This is a genomic window from Bifidobacterium sp. LH_424, assembly GCF_056356895.1.
This window is the reverse complement of the sequence record NZ_JBKEVC010000001.1, coordinates 151,140-176,570: the sequence shown is the minus strand read 5'-3', so window position 1 is coordinate 176,570 and position 25,431 is coordinate 151,140. Positions and strand designations below refer to the sequence as shown.

General features: G+C 67.3%; 19 protein-coding genes, 1 tRNA gene and 1 pseudogene. 9 read left to right on the top strand and 12 right to left on the bottom strand.

What is annotated here, in order from left to right:
• Positions 1–144 precede the first annotated feature (144 nt).
• Genes purF through purD form a run of 3 tightly spaced genes read left to right on the top strand, consistent with a single transcriptional unit; the run spans position 145 to position 4,096 of the window.
• Positions 145–1,668 carry an amidophosphoribosyltransferase gene (purF, locus tag AC1AYP_RS00630; protein WP_101622061.1) on the top strand — a complete coding sequence of 508 codons (1,524 nt, stop codon included), beginning with the start codon at positions 145–147 and terminating at the stop codon, positions 1,666–1,668.
• Between the two features lie 59 nt (positions 1,669–1,727).
• Positions 1,728–2,765: a phosphoribosylformylglycinamidine cyclo-ligase gene (purM, locus tag AC1AYP_RS00625; RefSeq protein ID WP_476503220.1), complete on the top strand. Its 1,038-nt coding sequence runs from the start codon at positions 1,728–1,730 to the stop codon at positions 2,763–2,765.
• 59 nt (positions 2,766–2,824) lie between these two features.
• On the top strand, positions 2,825–4,096 hold the full coding sequence (gene purD, locus AC1AYP_RS00620; protein ID WP_476546489.1) for a phosphoribosylamine--glycine ligase: 1,272 nt from the start codon (positions 2,825–2,827) through the stop codon (positions 4,094–4,096).
• Positions 4,097–4,274: 178 nt separating this feature from the next.
• Here purD and AC1AYP_RS00615 read toward each other — a convergent pair whose 3' ends face one another.
• The 7 genes and pseudogenes from AC1AYP_RS00615 to AC1AYP_RS00585 all read right to left on the bottom strand — a co-directional run bounded on the left by AC1AYP_RS00615 (position 4,275) and on the right by AC1AYP_RS00585 (position 12,491).
• Positions 4,275–5,816, bottom strand: a complete 1,542-nt coding sequence (locus AC1AYP_RS00615) for an aldehyde dehydrogenase family protein (protein WP_476546488.1) — start codon at positions 5,814–5,816, stop codon at positions 4,275–4,277.
• A 10-nt stretch (positions 5,817–5,826) separates the two neighbouring features.
• Positions 5,827–7,917, bottom strand: coding sequence for a sulfatase-like hydrolase/transferase (locus AC1AYP_RS00610; RefSeq protein WP_476546487.1), 2,091 nt, complete (start codon positions 7,915–7,917; stop codon positions 5,827–5,829).
• 185 nt (positions 7,918–8,102) lie between these two features.
• A complete protein-coding gene (locus AC1AYP_RS00605; RefSeq protein ID WP_476546486.1) occupies positions 8,103–9,032 on the bottom strand; it encodes a metal ABC transporter solute-binding protein, Zn/Mn family in 930 nt (309 codons plus the stop codon).
• 235 nt (positions 9,033–9,267) lie between these two features.
• Positions 9,268–9,678, bottom strand: a complete 411-nt coding sequence (locus tag AC1AYP_RS00600) for a Fur family transcriptional regulator (protein ID WP_476503215.1) — start codon at positions 9,676–9,678, stop codon at positions 9,268–9,270.
• Positions 9,679–9,780: 102 nt separating this feature from the next.
• Positions 9,781–10,947: pseudogene (gene purK, locus AC1AYP_RS00595) on the bottom strand (5-(carboxyamino)imidazole ribonucleotide synthase); the annotation flags it as partial.
• The gene (gene purE, locus AC1AYP_RS00590; RefSeq protein WP_034526948.1) at positions 10,931–11,428 is read right to left on the bottom strand and encodes a 5-(carboxyamino)imidazole ribonucleotide mutase; all 498 of its coding nucleotides are present in this window, start codon (positions 11,426–11,428) and stop codon (positions 10,931–10,933) included. The pseudogene purK and the gene purE, both read right to left, overlap by 17 nt.
• Before the next feature lie 70 nt (positions 11,429–11,498).
• Positions 11,499–12,491: a zinc-binding dehydrogenase gene (locus AC1AYP_RS00585; protein ID WP_476546485.1), complete on the bottom strand. Its 993-nt coding sequence runs from the start codon at positions 12,489–12,491 to the stop codon at positions 11,499–11,501.
• 214 nt (positions 12,492–12,705) lie between these two features.
• Here AC1AYP_RS00585 and AC1AYP_RS00580 point away from each other — a divergent pair, with 214 nt between their 5' ends.
• The gene (locus AC1AYP_RS00580; RefSeq protein WP_476546484.1) at positions 12,706–14,862 is read left to right on the top strand and encodes a 1-deoxy-D-xylulose-5-phosphate synthase; all 2,157 of its coding nucleotides are present in this window, start codon (positions 12,706–12,708) and stop codon (positions 14,860–14,862) included.
• A 55-nt stretch (positions 14,863–14,917) separates the two neighbouring features.
• Here AC1AYP_RS00580 and AC1AYP_RS00575 read toward each other — a convergent pair whose 3' ends face one another.
• The 3 genes from AC1AYP_RS00575 to AC1AYP_RS00565 are packed head-to-tail and all read right to left on the bottom strand — an operon-like array spanning position 14,918 to position 18,293.
• On the bottom strand, positions 14,918–16,420 hold the full coding sequence (locus AC1AYP_RS00575; protein WP_476546483.1) for an ABC transporter permease: 1,503 nt from the start codon (positions 16,418–16,420) through the stop codon (positions 14,918–14,920).
• Entirely contained in the window at positions 16,417–17,580 is a 1,164-nt protein-coding gene (locus tag AC1AYP_RS00570) for a COG1361 family protein (RefSeq protein WP_476546482.1), read from the bottom strand. Before AC1AYP_RS00570 ends, AC1AYP_RS00575 begins: the two co-directional genes overlap by 4 nt.
• Positions 17,577–18,293, bottom strand: coding sequence for an ABC transporter ATP-binding protein (locus AC1AYP_RS00565; RefSeq protein WP_476546481.1), 717 nt, complete (start codon positions 18,291–18,293; stop codon positions 17,577–17,579). Before AC1AYP_RS00565 ends, AC1AYP_RS00570 begins: the two co-directional genes overlap by 4 nt.
• A gap of 362 nt (positions 18,294–18,655) precedes the next feature.
• Between AC1AYP_RS00565 and AC1AYP_RS00560 the strand changes: the two genes are divergently transcribed.
• A tRNA-Arg gene (locus AC1AYP_RS00560) sits at positions 18,656–18,729 on the top strand.
• A 111-nt stretch (positions 18,730–18,840) separates the two neighbouring features.
• On the opposite strand, the gene AC1AYP_RS00555 is transcribed toward AC1AYP_RS00560, so the two are convergent.
• The gene (locus AC1AYP_RS00555; protein WP_476546480.1) at positions 18,841–19,242 is read right to left on the bottom strand and encodes a DUF4186 domain-containing protein; all 402 of its coding nucleotides are present in this window, start codon (positions 19,240–19,242) and stop codon (positions 18,841–18,843) included.
• A 353-nt stretch (positions 19,243–19,595) separates the two neighbouring features.
• Here AC1AYP_RS00555 and AC1AYP_RS00550 point away from each other — a divergent pair, with 353 nt between their 5' ends.
• Positions 19,596–19,808 (top strand): Nif11-like leader peptide family natural product precursor, encoded by a 213-nt coding sequence (locus AC1AYP_RS00550; RefSeq protein ID WP_476546479.1) that lies wholly within the window; start codon positions 19,596–19,598, stop codon positions 19,806–19,808.
• 151 nt (positions 19,809–19,959) lie between these two features.
• Here AC1AYP_RS00550 and AC1AYP_RS00545 read toward each other — a convergent pair whose 3' ends face one another.
• Positions 19,960–20,631 (bottom strand): ECF transporter S component, encoded by a 672-nt coding sequence (locus AC1AYP_RS00545; RefSeq protein ID WP_476546478.1) that lies wholly within the window; start codon positions 20,629–20,631, stop codon positions 19,960–19,962.
• Positions 20,632–20,899: 268 nt separating this feature from the next.
• Between AC1AYP_RS00545 and purB the strand changes: the two genes are divergently transcribed.
• The 3 genes from purB (at position 20,900) to AC1AYP_RS00530 (ending at position 25,284) form a co-directional block, all read left to right on the top strand.
• Entirely contained in the window at positions 20,900–22,336 is a 1,437-nt protein-coding gene (gene purB / locus AC1AYP_RS00540; protein ID WP_034526926.1) for an adenylosuccinate lyase, read from the top strand.
• A gap of 40 nt (positions 22,337–22,376) precedes the next feature.
• On the top strand, positions 22,377–24,842 hold the full coding sequence (locus AC1AYP_RS00535) for a lysylphosphatidylglycerol synthase transmembrane domain-containing protein (RefSeq protein WP_476546477.1): 2,466 nt from the start codon (positions 22,377–22,379) through the stop codon (positions 24,840–24,842).
• A 157-nt stretch (positions 24,843–24,999) separates the two neighbouring features.
• A complete protein-coding gene (locus AC1AYP_RS00530; RefSeq protein WP_055426949.1) occupies positions 25,000–25,284 on the top strand; it encodes an HU family DNA-binding protein in 285 nt (94 codons plus the stop codon).
• The last annotated feature ends 147 nt before the right edge of the window (positions 25,285–25,431 follow it).

The window sequence follows — 25,431 nt, the reverse complement described above, 5'->3', positions numbered from 1 at the left end:
GCTCTCAGCGCAAGTCATCGTCATCCGCAGTCATCCGCATCTCACGGACACAGCCGCGACGCGCCGCCATGATGTAGCCGGCGATTGGTAGGGTGAACGGGTAGTGAACTCCATGTCTGACCACGTTTGAAAAGGAGCTTTGGCTTGTCGGCTGAACTCGAAGACATTCATGAGGAATGTGGCATCTTCGGCGTGTGGGGCCATCCCGACGCCGCACGACTCACCTATTTCGGACTGCACGCGCTGCAGCATCGCGGCCAGGAGGGCGCCGGCATCGTCGCGAACGACAACGGCCACCTCACCGGACACCGCGGCCTGGGCCTCCTGACCCAGGTCTTCGGCGACGAACGCGAGATCGAACGCCTCAAGGGCGACCGCGCGATCGGCCACGTCCGCTACGCGACCGCCGGCTCCGGCACGACGGACAACATCCAGCCGTTCATCTTCCGCTTCCACGACGGCGACGTGGCGCTGTGCCACAACGGCAACCTCACCAACTGCCCGTCCCTGCGCCGCAAGCTGGAGGACGAAGGCGCGATCTTCCACTCCAACTCGGACACCGAGGTGCTCATGCACCTCATCCGCCGCTCCATGCAGCGCACCTTCATGGACAAGCTCAAGGAGGCGCTCAACACCGTCCACGGCGGCTTCGCCTACCTGCTCATGACCGAGGACGCGATGATCGGCGCGCTCGACCCGAACGGCTTCCGCCCGCTCTCCCTCGGCAAGATGAAGAACGGCGCCTACGTGCTCGCCTCCGAGACCTGCGCGCTCGACGTGGTCGGCGCCGAACTCGTGCGCAACATCCGCCCGGGCGAGATCGTCGTCGTCAACGAGCACGGCTACCGCATCGTCCAGTACACGAACAACACGCAGCTCGCGATCTGCTCGATGGAGTTCATCTACTTCGCCCGCCCCGACTCCGACATCTACGGCGTGAACGTCCACTCCGCCCGCAAGCGCATGGGCGCGCGTCTCGCCGCCGAATCCGGCGTGGACGCCGACATGGTCATCGGCGTGCCGAACTCCTCGCTGTCCGCCGCGTCCGGTTACGCCGAGGCCGCGGGCCTGCCCAACGAGATGGGCCTGATCAAGAACCAGTACGTGGCCCGCACGTTCATCCAGCCGACGCAGGAGCTGCGCGAACAGGGCGTGCGCATGAAGCTCTCCGCCGTGCGCAGCGTCGTCAAGGGCAAGCGCGTCGTCGTCATCGACGATTCGATCGTGCGCGGCACCACGTCGAAGCGCATCGTGCAGCTGCTCAAGGAGGCCGGCGCGGCCGAAGTGCACATGCGCATCAGCTCGCCGCCGCTCAAGTACCCGTGCTTCTACGGCATCGACATCTCCACCACGCGCGAGCTGATCGCCGGCCACAAGTCGGTCGAGGAGATCCGCGAGTACATCGGCGCCGACTCGCTCGCCTTCCTGTCGCTCGACGGCCTGGTCGAATCGATCGGCCTCGGCGCGGACGCCCCGTACGGCGGCCTGTGCGTCGCCTACTTCAACGGCGACTACCCGACCGCGCTCGACGACTACGAGGAGGACTTCCTCAAGTCCCTCACCCCCGAGGACCGCGTGCGCCTGCCCGAATTCGCGCTGTACAAGAGCAAGTACATCGGCAACGAGTACACCGTGCAGCCCGAGGACCGTCCGCAGGACAACGCCTGACAAACGTCCGACAGTAAACAAGCCCCAACCCCATCAGCCCCAAGAAAGGCCCAACCCCAATGCCCAAAGCATATGAGAACGCCGGCGTGAGCGTCGAAGCCGGCTACGAAGTCGTCAAGCGCATCAAGTCGCACGTCGCCCGCACGAACCGCCCCGGCGTGGTCGGCGGCATCGGCGGCTTCGGCGGCCTGTTCGACCTCGCCTCCCTCGGCTACAAGGAGCCGGTGCTCATCTCCGGCACCGACGGCGTGGGCACCAAGCTCGTCGTCGCCAAGATGGTCGGCAAGCACGACACCATCGGCGTCGACTGCGTCGCCATGTGCGTCAACGACATCGCCGCCCAGGGCGCCGAACCGCTGTTCTTCCTCGACTACATCGCCTGCGGCAAGAACGATCCGGCCCTGCTCGAGCAGGTCGTCGCCGGTGTGGCCGACGGCTGCGTGCAGGCCGGGAGCGGCCTGATCGGCGGCGAGACCGCCGAGATGCCCGGCATGTACGACGAGGACGAGTACGATCTCGCCGGCTTCGCGGTCGGCGTGGCCGAGAAGTCGAAGATCGTCGACGGCTCCGGCATCGCCAAGGGCGACGTGCTCATCGGCCTGCCGTCCACCGGCATCCACTCCAACGGCTTCTCCCTCGTGCGCAAGGCCCTGTTCGAGCAGGCCGGCTACACCGTCGACACCGAGCTGGACGAGCTCGGCGGCGCGAAGCTCGGCGACGTGCTCCTCACCCCCACCAAGATCTACGTGAAGGCCCTCAAGCCCCTGTTCGAGGCGGGCGTCGTCAAGGGCGTCGCGCACATCACCGGCGGCGGCTTCATCGAGAACGTGCCGCGCATGATTCCCGACGGCCTCGCCGCCGAGATCAAGCTCGGCTCCTGGCCCGTGCTGCCGATCTTCGACGTGCTGGAGAAGGCCGGCGAAATCGACCACATGGAGATGTACAACATCTTCAACATGGGCATCGGCATGGTGCTCGCCGTCCCCGCCGAGCGCGCCGACGAGACCATTAAGCTGCTCGAGGCCAACGGCGAGGCCGGCTACCGCATCGGCGAGATCGTCGAGGACGCCGACGGCACGCAGATCGCGCTCAAGTAACATTCACGCTTCATGAAGCCCCCGCCAGCGGGGGCTTTGGATTGAAAGGACAACACGCAATGGGTCAGAAGGTTCTGGTCATCGGTTCCGGCGCGCGCGAGCACGCCATCGCCCACGCGCTCCAGCGCGGCGGCAGCGTCGAGGAGGTGACCGTCGCCCCCGGCAACCCCGGCATGGAGCTCGACGGCATCCGCACCTCCCACATCGACGAGTCGAACCACGCGGCGCTCATCGACTTCATGAAGGACAACGACTACGACTGGGCGTTCGTCGGCCCCGAGGTGCCGCTCATCGACGGTCTCGTCGACGACTTCGCCGCCGCCGGCCTCAAGGCGTTCGGCCCGAACAAGGCCGCCGCCCAGATCGAAGGCTCCAAGGACTTCGCCAAGCAGCTCATGGAACGCCACGGCATCCCCACCGCCAAGTACGCGACCTTCGACACGCTCGAACCGGCCGTCGCCTACGTGCGCGAGCACGGCGCGCCGATCGTCGTCAAGGCCGACGGACTGGCCGCCGGCAAGGGCGTCACCGTCGCCATGGACGTCGAGACCGCCATCGCCGCGCTCGACGACATCTTCATCGATCATCGTTTCGGCAACGCGGGCGCCAAGGTCGTCATCGAGGACTTCCTCGAAGGCCAGGAGTTCTCCCTGATGAGCTTCGTCAACGGCACCGAGTTCTGGCCGATGCCAATCTCCCAGGACCACAAGCGCGCCTACGACGGCGACAAGGGCCCGAACACGGGCGGCATGGGCGCCTACAGCCCCGTGCCGCAGATTCCGCAGACCGTCGTCGACGAGGCCATCGAGACGATCGTGCGCCCCACCGTGCAGGCCATGGCCGACGAGGGCACGCCGTTCACCGGCATCCTCTACGCTGGCCTCATCGCCACCGCCGACGGCCCCAAGGTCATCGAATTCAACGCCCGCTTCGGCGACCCCGAAACCGAAGTCGTCCTCCCGAAGCTCACCTCCGACCTGGCCGCCGGCATCAGCGCGATCCTCGACGGCGAGACCCCCGAGTTCACCTGGGACGACGACCGCGTCACCCTCGGCGTCGTCCTCGCCTCCGACGGCTACCCGACCAACGTCGTCAAGGGCGCGAAGATCCCCGTCATCCCCGTCGACGAGGACTCCCACGTCTACTACGCCGGCGTCGCCAAGGACGAGAACGGCGAGCTCGTCGCCTCCTCCGGCCGCGTCCTCTTCGTCGAAACCTCCGCGCCCACCATCAAGGACGCGCAGGACAAGGTGTACGCGGTCATCGACGCGCTGCCCACCGAGGGCATGTTCTATCGTCACGACATCGGCTTCAAAGCCCTGAACGCGTGATTACGGAGTGTCCTCGGCGTTGCGGGAGACTCGACGTACCTTCGTACGCCTTCGTCTCCCGCGCCTTGAGGCCACACACGTAATCCCACGTTCAGTCCGGATAGACGTAGTTCCGTAGAAAACGCCGCTGAGTGTTGCTCAGCGGCGTTTTCTACGAAGACGACCTCAAGCCAATCAATCAACTCAATCGTCGCAACACATCGATGACACCTCGCGTCATCGCGTCGAACGGCGGATAGACCAGACGCAGCGTGTCCGGATGCTGCGGCTTCACCGTCACCGTCTTGACGTGGCTGAACGTGTCGAACCCGGCCTTGCCATGGTAGGCGCCCATGCCGGACGCGCCTACGCCGCCGAACGGCAGGCGCGCGGACAGAAGATGCCCCAACGGCAGGCCGAACCCCAACGCGCCGGACGAAGTACGCCGCTCGAAGGCGAGCCGCGTCGCACGATCCCGTGAGAACACGTACGCGGCGAGCGGACGCGGACGGGCGTTCACGAACCGGATCGCCGCATCCGCGTCACGCACGACCAGGACCGGCAGAATCGGACCGAAAATCTCCTCGCGCATCACCGGCGCGTCCGGCGACGTGCCGAACAGCACGGTGGGCGCGACGTACCGCGCCTCACGGTCGACCACGCCGCCGCACACCACGCGTCCGGCGGCGTCCGGCGCGGCGCCGCCGCCGGACGCGCCGAGACGACGCCCGACCATATTCGAAACGGCGCCGAACACGGACGCCACCCTAACCAACGGCGACGTCGGACGCGCCGGACCTGCCGGAACGGCGGCGGAAACGGCGTCCGCGGGCAGCAGCCCGCGCAGCCGCTCCACGTGACGCACGTTGACGATGCGCCCATAGTCGGGCGAACGGCGCGGGTCGTCCCCGTAGAACTCGCGGATGGCGACGGCTATCCGCTCCGCCAGCGCCTCCGCCACGTCCGGCGTGGCGAGCACATAGTCGGGGGCCACACAGGTCTGTCCGGCGTTCGTGAACCGCCCCCACGCGATGCGCCGCGCCGTCACGGCGAGATCGGTCGTGCCGTCGACGAAGACCGGCGATTTGCCGCCGAGTTCCAACGTGACCGGCGTCAGGTGCCCAGCCGCGGCCCGCATGACGATTCGGCCGACGCGTTCGCCGCCCGTGTAGAACACGTGGTCGAACGGATGCGCGAGCAATGCGCCGGTCTCCCCCGCCCCGCCTTCGACCACGGCGACCGCGTCCGGGTCGAGGTAGCGTGGGATCAGGCGCGCGAGCAGCGCCGACGCGCGCGGCGCGAGTTCGGACGGTTTGACGCAGACCGCATTGCCGGCGGCGAGCGCGTCGGCCAACGGCCCGAGCGTGAGCAGCACCGGATAGTTCCATGGCGCGATGACGAGCACGACGCCTTTCGGCTCGGCGACGGTCCAGCCGGCCGCGGGCTGCAACGCCAACGGCATCACGACCGGTCTGCGGCGCGTCCACGCGCCGATCCGGTCGCGTACGAACCGGGCTTCGGCGGCGACGAGATCGAGTTCGGTGAGCATCGTCTCGGCCGCCGGCTTGCCGAGGTCGGCGCGGACCGCTTCGGCGAAATCGTCGCGATGCTCGCGCAGCATGCGGCGCAGCGCGTCGAGCTGCGCGCGCCGCCATGCGTGCGGGCGCGTACGGCCGGAATCGTAGGAGGCTGTGAGCCGTGCGAACGTCGCGTCGATGGCGTTGTCGATGTCATCGGTCATGGAGGCCTCCTTACGGCAGCGTGAGGAAATCCGTGTCCTTGAGATAGTTGTGGCCGTCGGTGATGTCGTACTGGATGAGCTTGTAGTCCTCCAGCAGCTGCTTCGTCTCCTCGTCGAAGTCGCTTGCGGCCATCGGCTTGCCCGCGTTGTCGAGGTAGATCGCCTGGCCTTCGGGGATGCGGTCCCAGCCCTGGATCTTGTTGACGACCGGCGGCTCCATGGCGGAGACGCGCTGGTGCATGAGCGTGAGGAACGCGAGGTACGGCGACACCTTGGCGTCCATGTGTTCGGCGGCCTGCGCGACGAAGAAGTTCGGCGACGAGTAGTCGGCGTTGTCGATCTTCACGCCCTGCGTGCTGGAGGCCTTGTTCGACCAGATGAAGTAGTCGGTCAGGTGGAGGGCGAGCGAGTTGTCGTCGTCCTCGCTGGCGGACGAGTAGATGCCGGGCAGATGGTCGCCGTAGAAGACCACGGTGACCGGCTTGTCGATCGCGTCGAGCTGGTCGAGGAAGTCGGCGGTCGCCTCGTCGGTGATCGCCTGACCCTTCTGGTAGGTCTCGATGGATTCCTGCTCGTCCTTGCCGAGCGGCGTGCCGGTGGTGGATTCGGCGGTGAAGTCGTTGTCCTTGTACCACTCGTGGTAGGGCATGTGGTTCTGCATGGTGATGACCTGCAGGAACTGGTTGGACTTGGTCTTCCTCACCTCCTCCAGCGTGCTCTGGTACGTGGCGGCGTCGGAGACGTAGGGGCTGTCGTCGATCCGGTCCTGATGGGAGATGACGTCCGAGCCGGTGAGCGTGTAGAAGTGAGAGAAGCCGAACTTCTTGTAGTTGGTGGCGCGCGAGTACATGGAGGATTCGTACGGATGCAGGCCGATCGAGTTCTTCGGCGCGCCCCACATCTGGTTGATCGTGGGCGTCCAGTGCTCACCGGGGACGAGCTGCTGGTAGGGGCTCGTCAGCGACGAGTCGAAGTTCGCCATCGACAGGCCGGTAAGCCCCATGTATTCGAGGTTCGCGGTGCCGCCGCCGTAGCCGGAGGAGAGCATGAGGCCGGAGGTGGTGTTCTCCTTGATCGAGCGGATGTTCGGCATCGAATCCTTGTTGACTTTGAGTCCAGGCACGCGCGACGTGTCGGAGAAGGATTCGGACAGCACGTAGATGACGGTCGAGTCGGTGAGGTTGTTGCTACGCGTGGCGTTGATCTTCGCGGCGGCCTTCCGGTATCGTTGGGCGACCTGCTGCATCGTCTCCTCGGAGTATTCGGACGGCTTGTCCATCACCTTGGGGTTGACCTGGCGCATGAACGCGACGAGCGGGCCGTTGCGCTGCGCGTCGTACACGGAATCCCACATGGACGGCTTGTCGCCCATCACGGTGGCGAGGTTCTTCGCCCAGCTGCCGACGGTGCTCACCTGCATCGCGTACAGGCCGAAGAACAGGCCGGGCACGAGCACGAGCAGCAGACGCGCGACGGCGTCCGCCGACCTGGCCTGACGTCCGGAGCCGCGGAACAGCCTGCCGTGGCGCGCGTCGATGTGGTTGAGCGCGACGAACACGGCGGCGAACACGGCGAACACGGCGATGGCGGCGAGGATCACCCAGTGCGCGCCGGCGGGCATGAAGCCCATGAGATTGCCGGCGTCCGCCTTGAGGAAGTTCAGGTCGGAAGGCAGCACGGCCTCGTAACGGATCGAAATTTTGAAATGCTCGATGACGGCGACGACAATCGCTGCGGCCACCAGCACCGGCGTGGCGATCCAGAACCGGTTGAAAATCATGAGCAGCGCGAGGTAGAGCACGCCGACGAGCAGGATGTTGAGCAGGAACACGAAGTTGGGCTCCCGGGCGTTGAACATCTTGCCGACGAAGTCCCAGCCGACCTCCGGGCTGGACAGGGTCACGCGCGAGGAGGCGCCGAGGCTGACGCCGACCTCGAGGATCGCGACGGCGGCGATGTCGAAGACGAGGAACAGCACGGCGTACAGCCAGCCGGGGAACGGCCGAGGCTCGGGCAGCCCGCGACGCGGCCGTCGGCCCGTCCCGCTGGTCGCGTCCCGCGCGGCGTCGTGTCCGGTCTTGGCATGCGATTCCTGATTCATACTGCTTGACTCACCCATACGCTCGGTTCCGTGTGACATACAACCGTTCATTGTCGCCGTCGAACCTTGGAAAGACCAGAGCCGCGACGGTTTCCTCACGTTTTCCAACCATTCACCATATCGCAAAGGGTGCCTCGGATTTGATCCGCGGCACCCTTCGTTCCCCTCCTGCGTGGATTGCGCCGTTACTTCGCGGCGGAGGCGAAATCGCCGACGAGCGCGCCCATCCAGTCGAGCAGGTCGTCGTACTGCGACGGCATCTGTTCGGTGAGCTCGACGGTCGGCACGTTACCCTCCTTGGCGGCGGAGACGATCTGCTTGGTGGTGGAGTTCTCCTCCTGCGTGTTGAGGACGAGCAGGTCGATGCCGCCGCCCGTCAGGGCCTTGCGGAACTCGGTGATGTCGCCGGGGGTCGGCTCGCTCTCGTTGGCGGAGGCCTGCTTGTAGCCCTTCGGCGTGGCGTCGGTCATGCCGAGGTCGTCGGCGAGGTACCAGGCGACGGATTCGGTGGCGGCGTACGGCAGCCCCTTGGTCTTGGCGGAGGTCTCCTCGATCTTCGATTCGAGCCGGTCCTCCTTGGCATGCCAGTCCTTGTTGAGCTTGGCGTAGTCGTCCTTATGGGCCGGGTCGGCCTGCTGGTAGGCCTTGGTGATCGCATCGGCGGCGGCAGAGCGCACCTTGGCGGAGAACCACACGTGCGGGTTGCCGCCCTGCTTGACGCCACCCGCTTCGGCGGCGTCGACGAGCGTGGCCTCGGTGGATGCGACAGCCTTGGTCGCCCACGCGTCGTAGTCGGCGCCGTTGACGACGGCGACCTTCGCCGAACCGATCTTCGCGACGTCCTGCGCGGTGGGCTCGTAGTCGTGCGCCTCCACGTTGGTCTTCGTCATGATCGCGGTGACGTCGACGTGGTCGCCGCCGAGGTCACGGGCGACGGAACCCCACTGGTTGATGGACGCGACGACCTCGATCTTGCCGTTGGACGACGAGGCCCCGGAAGCGGAGTCGCCGTTGGACGACGAGCCGCAGGCGGCGAGCGAGCCGAGCGCCACGATCGCGGTGACGGCGGCCAGTCCGCGCATGGCGGCGTTCCTGATGGTGGTCGGAATGGACATGATGGATGCTTCCTCTCTACGCGGCCGACGTCCGGCCGCTCCATGTGACGCATCACACCATAACACATATTGAGAACTATTATCATTAGCATTACAGCGGCGTGTCGCATGCGGGAACGGATCGCGAGACGACACGCGAGCATACGAAAAGGGCCGTTCCCGTCGGCATCATGATTCGATGCTAACGGGAACGACCCTTCCCTTCACAGGACGGCGACGCGCCCTTCCGTAACGCTCAGACGGCCGTCTTCTCCCGCTTCTCCCGGCATTCCGGGCACAGCCCGAAGACCTCGAGCGTGTGGCTTTCGACGGTGAACCCGTGTCTGGCGGCCACGCCGCGCAACCACGCCTCGTCCGGCGGCTCGATCTCGACCGTGCGGCCGCAGCGCTTGCACACCAGATGATGGTGGTGCGCGTCGTCGCCGCACAGGCGGAACAACTGCTGGCCGTCCAGGCGGATCGTGTCGGCCGCGCCCGAGTCGGCGAGCGCGTTCAGCTGCCGGTACACGGTGGCCAGTCCGATGCGCGAGCCCTCGTCCTGCATGCGCCGATGCAGGTCCTGCGCGGAGATGAACTCGTCACAGCCGGCGAGCGCCGCGTGGATCGCATCCTTCTGCTTGGTCTGTCGTTCGATGTGTTCGACCATGGACGCGGCTCACGCCTTCGCTTCGGCGGAACCGGACACGGCGGAACCGGACGCGCCCGAGCCGGCAGGCGGCACGGGCCGCACGAACGGCCGAGCATAGGGCTTCAAATCGTCCCAGCAGCCGGTCGCCTCGAGCTCGTCCACGGTGCGCGCGGTGTCGTCGGTGAGCACGGTGATGTGGCCCATCTTGCGGTTGTGGCGCAGCTGCGCCTTGCCGTAGTCGTGCACGTTCCATTCAGGGTGCGTGGCGATCTGCGCGCGCGTGGGCAGCACGTGCTGGCCGAGCACGTTGACCATGACGGCGGGGCTCAGCAGCTTCGGCTGGACGAGCGGCCAGCCGGCGATGCCGCGGATGTGCGCGTCGAACTGGTCGATGGAGCACGCCTCGATCGTGTAGTGGCCGGAGTTGTGCGGGCGCGGCGCGAGCTCGTTGACGATGACGCGGTCGTCCTTGGTGACGAACAGCTCGATGGCGAGCGTGCCGGCCAGTTCGAAGCCCTTGGCGAGCGCGAGCGCCATCTCGTGCGCGGCCTGCGCGATCGAGGGGTCGACCTCGGCGGGGGCGATCGTCATGTGGAGGATGTTGTTGCGGTGGTCGTTGCGCACGATCGGGAACGTCACGTAGTCCTTGCCGTTGCCGGACACGAGGATGGACGCCTCGAACGCGAAGTCGACGAAACCTTCGAGGATGGACGGGGGGAAGCCGCCGCCGCGGTCGCCGCGCGCGCGGATCTTCTCCAGATCCATGTCGTTCCTCAGCACGTGCTGGCCGTGGCCGTCGTAGCCGCCGGAACGGGTCTTCAACACGCACGGGTAGTGCAGGTCGTCGATGGCGGCCTCGAGCTCGTCGAAGTCGTTGACCTCGCGCCACGGGGCGGTCTCGATGCCGTGCTTGTTGATGAACGTCTTCTCGTTGATGCGGTCCTGGGTGACGCGCAGCAGGTCGGTGCCCTGCGGGGCGGCGACCAGGTGGCGCACCTCGTCGATCGAATCGGCGTCCACGTTCTCGAACTCGTAGGTGAGCACGTCGGACTTCTCCGCCAGATCGTGGATGGCGGTCTTGTCGTCGTACTCGCCGACGACCTGGAAGTCGGCGACCTGCGCGGTCGGGCAGTCGGGGGTCGGGTCGAGCACGCCGATGCGGAAGCCCATGTACTTGGCGCTCAGGGCCATCATGCGGCCGAGCTGGCCGCCGCCGATGATGCCGATGGTCGCGCCCGGCTGCAGCATCTGCGTGGCGCCGTGGGTTTCCTCAAACAAGCTGGGCATTGGATTCCGCCACCTTCTCCTTCAGCGACTCACGGTAGGCCTGGAGCTTGTCGGCCAGGTCGGGCTCGAACGCGGAGAGCATCTGCACGGCGAGCAGGCCGGCGTTGGTGGCGCCGGAGTTGCCGACGGCGGTGGTGGCGACGGGGATGCCGCCGGGCATCTGCACGATGGAGAGCAGCGAATCCCAGCCGGACAGGGCGTGGGAGCGCACGGGCACGCCGATGACGGGCAGCGTGGTCTGCGCGGCGATCATGCCGGGCAGGTGGGCGGCACCGCCGGCGCCGGCGATGATGACCTTGAGTCCGTTGGCGCGCGCGTTGTGCGCGAAGTCGGCCATGAGCTCCGGGGTGCGGTGGGCCGAGATCACCTGCTTGTGATAGGCCACGCCGAACTGGTCGAGGATGTCGCAGGCGCGCTTCATGGTCTCCCAGTCGCTGGACGATCCCATGACGACCGCCACTTCGGGCTTGCTGTCCGTCATTATCATTACCTCCACGTTATTGAGAATGTGGTTTCACTGTACTCCCCCGCCACCCCGGAAACATGGAGACTCACACGGTGATGGCGACCTTGCCGAACACGTCGCCGCCAATCAGACGGCGGAACGCGTCCGGCGCGGCGTCGAGTCCGGCGAACGTCGAGTCGATCACGGGATGGATGCCGGCGTGCTCGACGAAGCGCAGCAGGCGCGCGAAGTCGTCGCGCGAGCCCATCGTGTTGCCCTGCACGCGGATGTCCTGGAAGAAGACGCGCGTGAGCTCCGCGCCCGGCTGGTCGCCGGTGGTCGCGCCGCACACGGCGATCGTGCCGCCGGGGCGCACGGACTTGACGGAATGGGACCATGTGGCCGCGCCCACCGATTCGATGACGGCGTCGACCTTGCGCGGCAGGCGCGCGCCCGTCTCGAACGCGGCGTCCGCGCCGAGCGCCAGCGCGCGTTCGCGCTTGGCCTCGGAACGCGACGTGACGAACACCTCCAGCCCGGCCGCGTGGGCGAGCTGGATCGCCGCGGTGGACACGCCGCCGCCCGCGCCCTGCACGAGGATCGCGTCGCCGGGCTTGACGTTCGCGGACGTGAACACGAGCGAGTAGGCGGTGAGCCAGCTGGTGCCGAGCGCCGCCGCCTCGGCGAGGCTCAGGTTCGCCGGCTTCGCGAACACGTTCGCGGCCGGCACCTGCGTCTTCTCGGCCATCGTGCCCGGGTACTTCTCGGACAGGATCGTGCGGCGCTCCCCCGGCGCGACGCCGGCGCCGTCGGTGCCGACGAACGTGTAGAGCACGACCTCGCTTCCCGCCTTGAGCCCGCCGCGGCCCGGCACGTCGTCGTCGAGGATCCCGGCCGCGTCGGTGCCGAGGATCATCGGCGTCTGTTCGGCGCGCAGTCCCACGCCGCGAAGGCTCCACACGTCATGGTGGTTGACGGTCACGGCCTTCACGGACACGGTGGACCAGAACGGTTTCGGCTCCGGTCCGGGAAGCTCGCCCACGGCGAGCGCGGCGAGTGGATCGGCATTGTCGACGCGGGAAGCGTATACGGCCTTCATCGGCGTTCCTTTCGTTATGCGGTGTCCCGCGACGCCGCGCGCGGAGCGGCGTCGTTCCGCCATCATTGTCGCACGGACACGCGCCGATTCGCGGATGACGCCGGGCGATTTACGGAGATGTTGGGAGTATCGCCGCGTGGCGTATGACCGCTGGCGGCGGGAGCGTCTAGGCTTGCGGTCGGCAGAGGACACCATCGGGAGGAGCGAGACGCATATGACGAACGGCATTCTGGAACGGATTTCGGGTCCCGCCGACGTCAAGGCGCTCTCCCGCGCCGAACTGCACGGACTGTGCCGCGAGATCCGGTCCACGCTGCTCGCCTACGGCCACGCGCACGGCGGCCACATCGGATCGAACCTCGGCATGGTGGAGGCGACGGTCGCGCTGCACCGCGTGTTCGACTCGCCGCACGACCGCATCGTGTTCGACGTGTCGCACCAGAGCTACGTGCACAAGATGCTCACCGGCCGCGCCGCCGCATATCTCGATCCGGCGCGCTTCGACGAGGTGACCGGCTTCACGAACCCCGCGGAGAGCGAGCACGACCAGTTCACGCTCGGCCACACGGGCACGTCAATCTCGCTCGCCTGCGGTCTCGCGAAGACGCGCGACATGGCGCTCGCCGCCTCCGATGGCGCCGACGACGCGGGCATCGGCGCCGTGGTCGCGGTGATCGGCGACGGCTCCCTGAGCTCGGGCATCGCGTTCGAGGGATTGAACAACGCGGCCGAGCAGGGCGGCAACCTCATCATCGTGCTGAACGACAACGAGATGTCGATCGCCGGCGACTTCGGCGGCATGTACGGCCCTCTGGCGCGGCTGCGCGAGTCGAACGGCGCCGCGCAGCCGAACCTGTTCGAGGCGTTCGGCCTCGGCTACCGGTATGTGGCGCGCGGCAACGACGTCGACGCGCTCGTCGAGGCGTTCGAGGCGGTCAAGGGCACCGACCGTCCGGTCGTCGTGCACATCCATACGCTGAAAGGCGCCGGTTTCGCGGGCGGCGACGTCGCGGCCGTGGGCGCGGACGGCGCGGGCACGACCGCGGCCGACGCCGTCGACGCGAACGACACCGGCGTCAACGCGACCGGCAACGTCGCGCACGCCGAGCCGTGGCGTTCCGACCACTGCGACCTGCCGGACTCCGCGCCGCACGAGGGCCAATGCGAGGCGTCGCACTGGCAGACGCCGGACAAGGCGCTGGGACGCCCCGACGACCCACGCAAGCATTACGGCAAACTCGCGATGGCCGCGCTGGAACGCCGCTTCCCCGACGAGCCGGGACTCGTCGTGATCTCGCCGGCGACGCCCGGCTCGAACGGCATCACGCACGAGTTCCGCGAGCGCGCGGGCGCGCATTACGTGGACACGGGCATCACCGAGGCGCATGCGGTCACGTTCGCGGCCGGCATCGCGAAGGCGGGCGGCACGCCGGTGGTGGCGACGACCGCGTCGTTCTTCCAGCGCGCCTACGACCAGTTCTTCCAGGAGATGAGCCTCAACCGTTCGCGCGTGACGGTGCTCGACTTCCTCGGCGGCCTGTCCGGTTCGGACAACACACATTCCGGCGCGTACGACGTCGCGATGTTCGCGAACATCCCGGGCGTCACGATGCTTGTCCCCACCTCGACGCGCGACTATCTCGACGATCTGGCCTGGGCGACCTCGCCTGCGGGCGCAGTCGGCGCGCCGGACGGTCCGGTGGTGATCCGCGTGCCCGGTCAGGCGATCCTCGACCGCGAACGCGCGCTGGGACGCGAGTCGTCGCCCGAGGCGGTGCTGCGCGGGGAGTTCGATCGCGACGGACACCCCCTCAGCCGTCCTGCGGACGGCAGCTCCCCCTCCAGGGGGCGCGGGGACGCGAAGGCGGCGGACATGCTCGCGTACCGCGTGGATCATGCGGGTGCCGATGTGGCGGTGATCGCGCTCGGCAACACGCATCCGCTGGGCGAGCGGGTCGTCGAGGCGCTGTCCGCGCCGACGACGGACACCGATGACGCGACCGGCGAGACCGGCGAGACCGGCGCGGATACCAGCCGCTCCCCCATCGACGCGACCCTCATCGACCCGCGGCAGTGCACGACGCTCGACGTCGCCGCGCTCGAGGCGCTGCGCGACGGGCATCGCCTCGTCGTCACGCTGGAGGACGGACAGCTGGAAGGCGGCTGGGGCGAGAAGGTGACCGCGTACTACGCGAACCACGGAACCGCCGGCGCGGGCGCCGGTGCTGGAACCGGTGCCGGCATGCGCGTGCTCAACTTCGGCGCTGCGAAGGAGTTCACCGACCGCGTGCCGCTGACGGAACTCAACGAGCGCTACGGGCTCACCGTGAAGACGATCACGCGCCGCATCCGCGAGACGCTCGGCCGCTGACCGGCGGCCTCCCGGTCGGCCGGCGGCCTCGCCACGACGGCCAGCCGGCCCCGCGCTAGCCGTCGTTCCTGATGGCGTCGAGCGCGGGGATCCTCACCGCGCGGTTGGCGGGCTGGAAGCCCGAGACGACGCCGATCGCGCAGGAGAACGCCAACGCGAACAGGTACAGCCACCACGGGATCACGGAGACGCGGCTCACATCCTCGTCGCCGACGATCGCGTTCCATATGGTCGAGCCGTTCACGCCGCCCAACGCGATCAGGTTGATGACGAGCGAGACGAGGGCGCTCACCACGCAGCCGATCAGTCCGCCGAGCAGACCAATGAATCCCGCCTCCCCCAGGAACATGATGCGGATGTCGCGCACATAGCAGCCGAGCGCCTTCATGATGCCGATCTCGCGCGTGCGTTCGGTGACGGATATGATCATCGTGTTGGTGATGCCGATGGCGGCGACGAGCAGCGAGACCGCGCCGATGCCGCCGAGCACCAGCTGGATGGCGCGCGACTGCTCCTCGAGGCTCTTGCGCGTCTGTTCGCTGGAGTTCGTGCCGAAGCCCATGTCGCGGATCCGCTGCTCCACGTCGGAGACCTGCGAGATGTCGGAGACCTTGACGAGCGCCGAACCGTAGGTCGTGGTCTTCGCCGCGGTCCTGTCGGCCTTCGCGATCATCGCCTTGAGCTGGTCCAGGTCCATGAGCAGGCCGTTGGAGGTGGACTGTCCCTTGTTGTAGTCCTCCTTAAGTGTGCCGGTCACCTTGAGCTTGAACACGTTCGGCGCGGTGGATGCGGCGGTGCCGGAGCCGCCGTCCGAAGTCCCCGCAGCGCCGGTCGTGCCGGTCTCGGCCGTGGCGCCGCCCGATTCCTCGTCGCCGATGGTGAGCGTGATCTGCGTGGTCATCGGGTCGAAGAACGCGCCCTTCGCCTGGTCCGCGGGCACGGCGGCGCAATTGCCCATGTCGTCGCATTCCATGACGGTGCCGTCGCCCATGTCGTACGGCTGCTGCCGGTAGTTCTGCCCCTCGGGACGATACTTGTCCATGAACTGGTAGGCGAAGTACTGGCCGGCGAGCACCTCGTCGCCCTTCACCGGCTTCGCGCCGTCCGCAATCGCGAATCCGAGGACGTCGAGCTGGCTCAGATCCACGGCCTCGATGGTGCCGTAGTCGGCGATGTACCGCCCGTTGTCGGCGGTGAGCCGCACCGGCGTGTCGAGCGTCATCTGCGCGCTCGCGCCGACGACGCCGGGAATCCGCTTCATGTCGTCGATGGTCGCGTCGTCGAGTTTCGTGGATGCGCCCGAACCCGAACCGGAGGAGGACGCGCCGCCCATCGTCATCGCGCCGGAGGCCGAGCCCTGCGCGTACACGTTGATGATGGTGAGGTCGCCCATCTGCTTGAGCATCGCACGGTTCTGCTCGGTCAGTCCCGCACCGAGCGAGACCATGATGACGATCGAACAGCATCCGACGACCACGCCCAGCACGGTGAGGATCGTACGCGACTTGCGACGCAGCAGGTTCTGCCCGCACAATCGCAGGATGTCCGCGAATCTCATGCACGCCCCTTCACATCGGAGGCCGAGGCGCCGCCGATCGTACCGGCGCCGGCGATCACCTGCGTGGCGACCACGTCGGCGGGCTGCGCCGGAACCGACGACGCGGACACCGGCCTTCCCCAATCGTCCCAATCCTCGTCGTCCGCGGCATCGGCCTTCGCCTTGCGCTTCCTACGACGGCGACGCACGACGAGCGCGACGACCACGACGACCACCAGCACGATGCCGACCGCGACGAGCGCCACCGCCCACCACGGTACGGCGGGCTGCGGCTCCTCCACCGTCGCGCCCATGTCGTCAGACGTCGGCGCCGGCTCGGCCGCCTCGATCGTGACCGGGAACTCCTTCGACTGCGCATGACCGTCGGAATCCTCGTAGGCAACATGCAGCTTCGCCTCGATCGCACCGGACTGCGTCGGTGTGAACGCGAAACCGATCGAACCGTTCGCGCCGGACGCGACGTTGCCCACGTACTGCGTCTTGACGGTCGTCTCGAGTCCGTCGCCCTCGATCGACGCCTCCACGTTGGCGATGTCGCCCTTGCCTTTGTTCACATAGTCCATCGTGATCGTCGTCTCCGCGCCGACGGTCACGTCCTCGGGCACGACCGGATCGTTGAGCTGGAAGCGGTCCGGCTGCGAGACCGGCACGGAGATGCGGATGTCGGACGTGTTCGACGAGCGCGCGTCGTTGTCGACGTACTCGTACCGGAAGCTCACATTCACCGGTTGGGCGCCGCTCTTCGCGCTCTGCAGCGCCTGCATCGGCACGCTCTGCGTGAGCGACCAGCCGGCGTACAGCGTGTCGAAGTAGAACGTGTTCGTGCCGCCGGAGATGGCGAAGTTCTCGCCGCCGTCCACGGTGACGACCATGTTGCCGACCGCCACGCGGCCCATGTTCTGGAACGTGAACGTGAGGGTGAAGTCGCTGCCGACCGCCACCGACCCGTCGCCGTACGTGAAGTTCGTGATGATGATGTTCGGCACCGGGCCGGAGATCGGCGCGGGGGCCGCCGTGGACGAGCCCTGGTCGGCCGTGGTCGCGGCGTCATCGGCGAAGGCGGCCGGCGGCGTGGCCGCGACGGCGACGGTGCAGGCGAGCGCCAGCGTGGCGAGCAGCGCCGTGAGCGCGGCGAGGGCGCGGCGGATGGATGGGGTCATCGTGGGTCTCCTTGGCTCGGGATGTCGGTCGTATGGTCGATGACGCGATCGTCGATGATACGGCCGTCGAGCAGTGTGACGACGCGGTCCGCGTAGGCGGCCATGTTGTCGTCGTGCGTGACGAGCACGATCGTCTGGTCGAGGGCGCGCGCGAAGGAGACGATCATCTCCATCACGTCGATCTTGGTTCTGGAATCGAGGTTGCCGGTCGGTTCGTCGGCGAACACGACCTGGGGCCTGGCGACGAACGCGCGGGCGATGCCGACGCGCTGCTGCTGTCCGCCGGACATCTGCGTCGGATAGTGGTTCAGCCTCCTGCCGAGGCCGACGCGCCTCAGCATGGCACGCGCCGCCCGTTCGCGCTCCGGTTTCGGCACGCCGCGGAACATGAGCGGCATCGCGACGTTCTCCACGGCGGTGAGATTCGGCAGCAGGTTGTACGACTGGAACACGAATCCGAGATGCCGCTGGCGGAACGCGGCGAGCTCGCGCTCGTCGAGACGGGAGATGACGGTGCCGCCGATGCGCACGCCGCCTCGGGTCGGCTTCTCCATGCCGGCGAGCTGGTTGAGCAGCGTGGATTTCCCGGACCCGGATTCGCCGTAGATGCAGCAGATCTGGCCGCGCGGAATGACCAGATCGATGCCGGCGAGCGCGACGACGGTCTCGTCGTCGGCGGGATACTCCTTGCGCAGATCGCGCACTTCGATCATCGGAGGCGCGTGGGATTCCCGCGGTTCGCGTGATTGCTGCGGTCCGTGTAATCGTTGCGGTCCGCGTGATATCGGCGATCCGTGCGGCTCCTCTGGTTTCGGCATGGTCGCGGCCCTCTTCCACTCCTGCGGGACGTGCGCGCATCGGTCGCATGCGTCTGTATCCCGTTTTTCGTTCGTCGTCCTTGACGGACTTCCTTCCTCGGTCCGGCCGTCGGGCCGTTTCCAGGGCCAGTGTATAGCTGCCGGTCCGTCGCCGCATCCCCTAGGGGTGTTCCCCGATGGGCGTGCAGGCGCGTGTGCCGTCCCATGCGCCACTTCCATGCGCCGTTCCACCCCAGCCGCTATAGTGTGACGGGTTTGGCCCCGTAGCTCAGCTGGATAGAGCAACTGACTTCTAATCTGTAGGTCGCCGGTTCGAGCCCGGCCGGGGTCACTGGAAACCCCTTGGAATTCCAACGATTCCAAGGGGTTTGATTTTTCCGTCATCCCCGTTGCGTCCCCGATGGTTCCCGGCGTACCGTTTCGGCGCGCGCCGCCGGACACGTCATCTCGGACCGGCGGGTTGATTCACGGGATGGTTCACGAGGTCGCGTTCGATCCATGCCATGACGAGGTCGGCGAGACGGTCCACCTCCGCGTCGGTCAGCGCGCGGCCTTTGGGGATGTGATGCCATTTCTCGATGCATCCGCGGCAGCAGGTGGCGGTCGCGTGCTGCGCGGTGAACACCGGATGCCCGCGCCACGGGGTCTGCCGCCCGTCGTTCCTCGGCTCGGCGTCGCCGACACGGGCGCGCAGCATCTCGCGCGCATGCCGGTCGATGGTCGCCTTGCCTTTGGCGCGCGCATAGGCGCGGTCCTTGGCGGTCAACTCGAATTTCGCGCGGAACGCCGAATGTGAGAGCCGTTCCAATGTCTCGCCGATCCACCGCCGTTCGTCATCGTCCATATCGGCCCCTCCTCGTCGTCCATGTGCGCCACCGTATCCGTTCACTCCCGGATTAGCACGGTTCGCTCCGTGAATCCAACGGCTCCCTCCACGGCCGTCATGGCTCGCTCCATGATTCGACGCACATTCCCATGTCAAACCAAGGAGCGAACCGTGATGAACGGGGAGCGAACCGTGACGGATGCGGAGAAACGCCGGGAGGAACGCTACCCATCGGCCGCGGAAACGACTAGAACGGGAATCAGCCGGGGAATCCCGAGGGCGGGGTTCCTGAAGCCCGCGGCACAGACGGCACGCGACGCCACCGATGGCGTATGTGCGACGGCCGCGGTACGAGACGCAAGGAGTCGACTATGACTGGCATCAGCGAAAAGGAACTTGACGAGAAGCTTGCGGCGGCGCAGACCATCGACGAGGTCATGGCCATCGCCAAGGAGGCGGGCCATCCGCTGACCTACGAGGAGGCGGACGCGTTCTTCGGCCGCATCGAGCAGGCCAAGTCGGATACGGCCGAGCTGGTCGGCGATTCGGTGCAGTCCGTGGCCGAGGAGGAGTTCGGCATCTGAACCGGGTCGGTGCGTAATCGTAATACAGAGCAGAGCGGCGGACCTTCCTTTCGGAAGGTCCGCTGTTTGCGTATGCGGGCTGACGCCCGCTTTCTCTCCCTCAGTCAGCTTCGCTGACAGCTCCCTCGTCAGAGGGAGCCGAATCGGCGCGTCAGGCCTGGGGACGGGCGCGGAGCAGGGCCCTGCCGGAGGCGAGGCGGTCGAGCACGCCGGTCGAGGCGAGGGCGAGCATGAGGAACCACGGCATGACGCCGCTCAGCACCACGCCGCCCGTCACCTCGGAGATCATGTGCACGATGCCGCGCGGGCTCGTGAGCGCCACGCCCTGGTAGCGGAAGAACAGCAGGTAGAAGCCGTATTCGAGCGCGACCATCGCGCCGGAGGCGATCGAGACCGGCAGGTTGAACACGCGGTAGCGGGTCACGAAGAACGGGATCTCGGCGAACACGCCCTGCAGCAGCGCGGAGACGATCACGAATCCGATGCCGTACTGGCTGCCGATCACGGTCTCGACGAGCGTGCCGACCACGTTCACGTAGAGCGCGGCGCCCGGCTTGCGCAGGACGAGCACGGCGAGCGTGCCGGAGAAGTACCACACGGCGTGCGTCACGCTGGCGAGTCCCGGCAGCACGGCGCCGAGGAACGACGAGATCGGCATGTACGCGAAGTTGAAGCCCCAGAAGATGACGCCGCAGGCGACGCCGAGCGTCGCGCCGACGGCGATGTCGAGCGGCCGCCACTTGAGGCGCGTCCCGTCGTGCGCGGCTTCCGGCGCGACGGAGTTCGATGATTGCGATGATTGACGATCGGTGATGGCGGACATGTTGTTCCCACGATCCCTTCGATGATTCCCAAGACCGCGCACGGTACGATACGATGGCGCCGGCGTCGTGACGACGCCCCGCGTCGGCGCTCCTTGACCTGCGCGGTCCGGGCGGGAACGCCGCATGCCAGTATACGGTCGTGGGAAACGGTCATGTAAACAGGGGCAAACAGCCGCAAAACCGCACAACATCGCACAGCGAAACCGCACAGAACGGCACAAATCGCAGCCATTCCCCCGGTTCACGGCTGGAAGTACCCTAACAACTATGAAGCTTACCGATATTTCCCCCGCAATCGCACTGACGCCGCTCGACGGCCGCTACCACAACGCCACCGCTCCGCTCGTGGAATACCTGAGCGAGCCGGCCCTCAACCGCGAGCGCATGCGCGTCGAGGTCGAGTGGATGATCCTCCTGGCCAACGGCTTCGAGGGCAACGGCAATCGGCCGATCATCGACGGCGTCGAGCCGTTCACCGAGGAGGAGAAGGCGTTCCTCCGCTCCATCCCGGAGGACTTCGGCGCCGAGGGCATCAAGCAGCACGCCGCGCACGAGGCCGTCACCCACCACGACGTGAAGGCCGTCGAATACTACATCGACGACCAGTTCGCCAAGGCCCCGGCCGGCTCCACGCACATCAACGACCGTCTCAAGACGCTCGTCCACTTCGCGTGCACCTCCGAGGACATCAACAACCTGTCGATCGCCCGCTGCGTGAAGAACGCCGTCGAGAACGTCTGGACCCCGGCGTTCAAGGAGATCATCGACCATCTCGCCGCCAAGGCCGAGGAGCACAAGGACCTCGCGCTCCTCTCCCTCACGCACGGCCAGCCGGCCACGCCGACCACGCTCGGCAAGGAGCTCGCCGTCTACGTCTACCGTCTGAACCGCCAGCTCAAGCACATCGAGAACCAGGAGTACCTGGGCAAGATCAACGGCGCGACCGGCACGTTCGGCGCGCATCTGGCCGCCTGCCCGGACGTCGACTGGATCGCCGTCTCCCGCGAGTTCGTCGAGAACCGCATGGGCCTGACCTGGAACCCGCTGACGACGCAGATCGAATCCCACGACTGGCAGGCGGAGCTCTACTCGACCATCGCCCACGCGAACCGCATCATGCACAACCTGTGCGTGGACGTGTGGATGTACATCTCGCGCGGCGTGTTCGCCCAGGTGCCCGTCAAGGGCGCGACCGGCTCCTCCACGATGCCGCACAAGGTCAACCCGATCCGCTTCGAGAACGCGGAGGCCAACTTCGAGCTGTCCTGCTCGCTGCTCGACACGCTGTCCGCCACGCTGGTGGAGTCCCGCTGGCAGCGCGATCTGACCGATTCGACCACGCAGCGCAACATCGGCTCGGCGCTCGGCTACTCGCAGCTCGCCCTGTACAACCTGATGGGCGGCTTGAAGTCCATCCACCCGAACGAGCACGTCATCACGCGCGAGCTCGACGAGAACTGGGAGGTGCTCGGCGAGCCCATCCAGACGGCGATGCGCGCCTGCGAGCTGCGCGGCCTGCCGGGCATGGAGAAGCCGTACGAGAAGGTCAAGGAGCTCATGCGCGGCCACACGATCGACCAGGCGCAGGTCGAGGCGTTCATCGACCAGCAGTCCTTCGATCCGGAGACCGCCGCCCGTCTCAAGGCGCTCACCCCGGCCACGTACACGGGCGTCGCCTCGAAGCTCGTCGCCTTCGATCGCTGACCCGTCCCACCCCGCACCCTGCAAGGAGCCGCATAAGCCCATGCACATCGACGATGTGGCGCCCCGGCGCACACACGACTTCGGTGATCTGACACGCGCCGCCATGTCCCTCGGACTGGCGGCCGTCGTCATGGTGTTCGCCGTATATCTGGGCGGCATGACGCGCGGCGTCGAATCCGACGCGCACACCGCCGCCCGGGCCATCGACTGGCTGGCCGGGATTCCGTCCACCGTCCTGCAGCAGTTCGCCACGCTCGTCATCGTGGTCATGGTCCTGTGCCAGCTGCTGCTCAGCCGCGAATGGCTGCAGTCCGCGGTCTCCGCGCTTTCCATGTTCGCCGGGTACGGCGCGGTGTGGCTGGCGTCCGCCGGCATCAGCGGGCTCGCCGACAAGACGCTCGCCTTGTCGCTCGCCTCCGCCGCGACCGCGTTCGGCTCCGGACTGCTGCCGAACATGTACGCGGGCATGGCCTCGTTCCTCACCGTCGCCGGCCCGCGCCGCACGCGTTCCAGCGTCAAATGGGGGTGGAACATCCTGTATGCGACGGCCGCGGTCATGGTGGTGCTCTCCTGGCATTCGGTGACCGGCATGCTCGTCTCGTTCGCCTGCGGGCGCACGGTCGGCATGCTCATCCGGTTCGCGGTCGGCACGCAGAACAAGGGCGTGTGGGGCGAGGATCTGGCGGCCGCGCTGCGCGGCGTCGGCCTCGACCCGTCGTCGCTGGTGCGCCGCGAGGACCCGTCGCCGGGCGTACGGTCGCTCAGCGCCTCCCTCGACGACGATCTGGTCGAAGGCTCGCGCATCTACGATCTCGAGACCCGCGACGGCGGCCGGTACACGGTGTCCGTACTGGACGCGCAGACGCATACGGCCGGCTATCTCAAACAGCTGTGGGACTGGCTGCGCTTCTCCGGCGTGGCGATGCGCCGCGACCGTTCGGCGCGCGACGCCGTCCAGCATCACCTGTCGATGCTGCTCGGCCTGCACAACGTGAAGCTGCCCGCGCCCGCGCCCTACGCGATCGCCGACACCGAGGAGTCCGCGATCCTCATCCTCAACGCGCATACGACGGAGCTCGCCGCGAACCCGAACACGCTGACGCGCGCCGACGCCGTCGACTACATGCGCTATCTGGCCGTTGCGAACCGTCGCGGCTACACGCACCGGCGCATCACGCCGGGCGTGCTGTCGCGCTTCGAGGACGGCACGCCGGTGATCGCCGGATGGCAGAACGGCGACGCCGCGTCCTCCCCCGCCAACGTCGCGTTGGACAAGGTCCAGCTGCTCGCCCTGTTCGCCGCGCTGATCGGCGTGGACGAGGCGGTGGCGGCGGCCCGCGACGCGTGGGACGAGGCGACGCTCGCCGCGATCGCCCCGTTCATCCAGAAGATCGCGGTGCCCGCCCCCACGCGCGCGCTCGACTCGTGGGACAAGTCCACGCTCACATCGTTGCGTGAGGCGGTCGCGCCGCGACGCGACGACGCCGAAACCGTCGCCGCGTCGTCGGACGGCGTGCCGGCGGCCGCCGGCGCCGTCCAGTCCGACGCCGCGGACGCCCCCGTGGAGACGGTCACGTTGGCGCGGTTCTCGCTGCGTTCGATGATCACGATGCTGCTGCTCATCGTCGCCGCGGTCGTCGTGTTCACGCAGATGCGCCCCGACGAGATCATCGCCGCGGTGCGCAACGCGAATCCGGTCATGGCGCTCGTCTGCCTCGCGTTCGGATTGTGCGGCTGGATCGGGTCGTCGGTCTCGCTCGGCGCGCTGATGGACCGCGACCGGCGCAACCCGGCGGGCGTGTTCATGAGCCAGGTGGCGGGCGGCTTCGCGACCGTGTCGATGCCCGCGGGCGTCGGCCCCTCGTTCGTGAACCTCCAGTTCCTGCGCCGATCCGGCTACCGCAATACGGCGGCGACCGCGATCATGAGCGCGGCGCTCGTCGTCTACTATGCGACGTACGCGGTGATCATCGTGGTCATCGGCCTGTTCACGGGACGCAACACGTTCTCCGGCATGATTCCGACGAACACGCTGGCGATCGTGTTCGGCATCGCCGTCGCCGTGTTCTCCGTCGCGATGATGGTTCCGCCGGTGCGCCATACCGTCATGCAGCGGCTCGTGCCGGTCGCGAAACGCTATCTCAACCAACTGCTCGACGTGCTCGGCCAGCCGGTGCAGCTGTCGGCGAGCGTGGCCGGCGCGCTCCTGCAGAACATCACGACGGGACTCGCGTTCTGGGCGGCGCTGCTCGCGTTCGGCGTGAACACGAATCCGATCGAGACGACGTTCGTGTTCATGCTCGCCTACGCGCTCGGCTCGGCGGTGCCGACCCCGGGCGGCCTGGGCGGCGTGGAGGCGGCGCTCACCGTCTCGTTCGCCGCGGTGGGAGTGCCGCAGGGCGTCGCCCTGTCCGCTACGCTGCTGCACCGCGTCGTCTTCTACTGGCTGCGCATCCCCTTGGGCGCGCTGGCGATGAAGTGGCTGGACAAGCGCAACCTCGTGTGATGCGCGAGGGAGATGCGAAATCCGTGAAAATCACTTGTGGAACACGTGAAATCGTTGAAAAATGCGCTGTTTGGCCTCATCATGCGCTATCATCATCTATGAAATAAACGGACCGGCGGCCAAGTTGCCGGTCCCCGGACAAAGAAGGATGCTGTTCATGGCATACAACAAGTCTGATCTCGTTTCGAAGATCGCCCAGAAGTCCAACCTGACCAAGGCCCAGGCCGAGGCCGCCGTCAACGCCTTCCAGGATGTGTTCGTCGAGGCCATGCAGTCCGGCGAAGGCCTGAAGCTGACCGGCCTGTTCTCCGCCGAGCGCGTCAAGCGCGCCGCCCGCACGGGCCGCAACCCGCGCACCGGCGAGACCATCGAGATCCCCGCCACCTACGGCGTGCGTATCTCCGCCGGCTCCCTGCTGAAGAAGGCCGTCACCAATAAGTGAGTCTTCCGCCCAGCGGCGTAGCAGCATAGATCTTCGAGGGGCCTCCGCACCGATCGGTGCGGAGGCCCCTCGCGTATGTCGACCTTCTGTACCCCCTCATACCCCCTCAGTCCGGCATAGCCGGACAGCTCCCCCTGCAAGGGGGAG